This is a genomic window from Photobacterium galatheae (assembly GCF_000695255.1).
GTDB lineage: Bacteria > Pseudomonadota > Gammaproteobacteria > Enterobacterales > Vibrionaceae > Photobacterium > Photobacterium galatheae.
Map to the genome: position 1 here is coordinate 1 of NZ_JMIB01000069.1, position 2,003 is coordinate 2,003.

A 2,003-nucleotide genomic window follows, 5' to 3' on the forward strand; every position below is an offset into this window, starting at 1 on the left:
CAGCAGTCTGCCTGGGAAGGTGGGAATGACGTGACGCCGTTGCTGACCCATCCGGTGAATCTGGCCAAGATCAGGCAGATTGATCGCCCGGCAGCCCAGACACTGACCCTGGCCGGGGCTGATTATCAGCAGATAAAACACACCTGTCAGCAGTTCGGGGTCACCCTCAACGTGATGTTGCAGTTTGCCTGGCATAAGCTGCTGCACACCTACACCGGAGATTCTCAAACTCTGGTCGGGACCACGGTTTCCGGACGGGACGTGCCTGTTGAAGGCATTGAGCAGAGTGTCGGGCTGTACATCAACACCCTGCCGCTCTGTGTGGACTGGTCGCCGTTATCCTCGGTTTCAGACATCTTGCAGAAAATCCATCAGCAGGTGGCTGCCATCAATACCCACAGTGCCATGTCGCTGGCGAAGCTCCAGCAGGGCGGGGAGCGTCTGTTCCACTCGTTGATGGTGTTTGAGAACTATCCGGCGCCGGTTGCAGACGGGCAGAAGGACGATTCGATTGCGAACCACCTCGTCTTCCGGGAGGCGATCGAGAAAGTGGATTACCCGCTGTCGGTGATGGGGTACGAACAGGATCAGACTCTGGTGGTGAAACTCAGTTATGGTCTGGACTGGCTGGATGACGCACAGGCTCAGCGGCTGTTACAGCAGGTTCAGGCGATCCTGCTGGCGGTGGCCCGTGATCCGCATCAGCATCATGATGCGATCACGCTGCTTTCCATGGAGGAAAAACACACCCTGCTGACCACCTTCAACCAGACCGAAGCCCCGTACCCGCAGGACCGGAGTCTGGCGGCGCTGTTCGAAGCGCAGGTGGCAAGGACGCCGGATAACATCGCGCTGGTGTTTGAGGGACAGTCTCTGACCTACCGTGAACTGAATAGCAGGGCCAATCAGCTGGCGCGGCAGATCCGGCAGACATATCGGACGTCTCATCAGGCAGAACTGCCAGCCGACACTCTGGTGGCGCTGTATCTGGATCGAAGTCCGGAGATGGTGGTCAGTATTCTGGCGGTGCTGAAAGCGGGAGCGGCTTATGTGCCCGTCTCACCGGATTACCCGGTCGAACGTAGTGCGTTTATCTTAGAAGATACCCGTGCGCCGCTGGTGATCACCCATGCACCGCAGCGGGCGAGCGTCGACGCACTCCTGTCGGGGGGACATGATACGCGGATGATTCTGGCCGACAGTGAGGCGTTGACAGAGTTGCCGGACAGCAATCTGGATAGCGGCCCGTCACCGGAAGATCTGGCCTATGTGATTTACACCTCGGGGACCACAGGTCAGCCGAAAGGGGTCATGGTGGCGCATCAAAGTGCGGGAAACACCCTGCAATCGATGAAGGCTGTTTATGATTTCGACCTTTCAGGAAGCCGGGTTTCCTGCTTCAGCCAGTACACCTTTGATGTGTCTGTTTCTGAAATGTTGAACAGCCTGCTTTTTGGTGGGGAGTTGCATCTGTTGGGCGAATCGTACCGGAGAGATCCGCATTTGCTGAGTGCGTATATTGATGCGCAGGCGCTCAATATCCTGTATGTGCCGCCGGTGGTTCTGGCTGCATTACCTCAGAAGCAACATGCTACTTTAAAGACAATCCTGTTTGCCGGTGAGTCCTGCGACCCAGAGGCTTGTTTGCACTGGCACCAGCATTATGCGCTGTATAACTTTTACGGCCCGACAGAGACGAGTATTTATGCGGCAGGGAAGTTAACGGAACGCCGTAACCTGAATGAGATTGGGAAACCTATCAACAATACCCAGTTGTATGTGCTGGATGACAATCAGCAATTGCTGCCACTGGGTGCGGTGGGTGAGCTGTACATCGGCGGGGCTGGTCTGGCCCGGGGCTACCTCAACCGGCCTGTACTGACGGCGGAGCGCTTCATTGACAACCCGTTTGCCACTGACGCCGACAAAGCGAAGGGGTATACCCGGTTGTACCGCACCGGGGATCTGGTGCGCTGGCTGCCGGACGGCAATCTGGAATATCT

At 57.0% G+C, this 2,003-nt stretch carries 1 protein-coding gene; it reads left to right on the top strand.

Translation table 11 applies throughout. The features are described from left to right. Nucleotides 1-2,003 (top strand): non-ribosomal peptide synthetase (locus EA58_RS20650; RefSeq protein ID WP_152548141.1); only part of this gene is annotated, 2,003 nt, incomplete at both ends.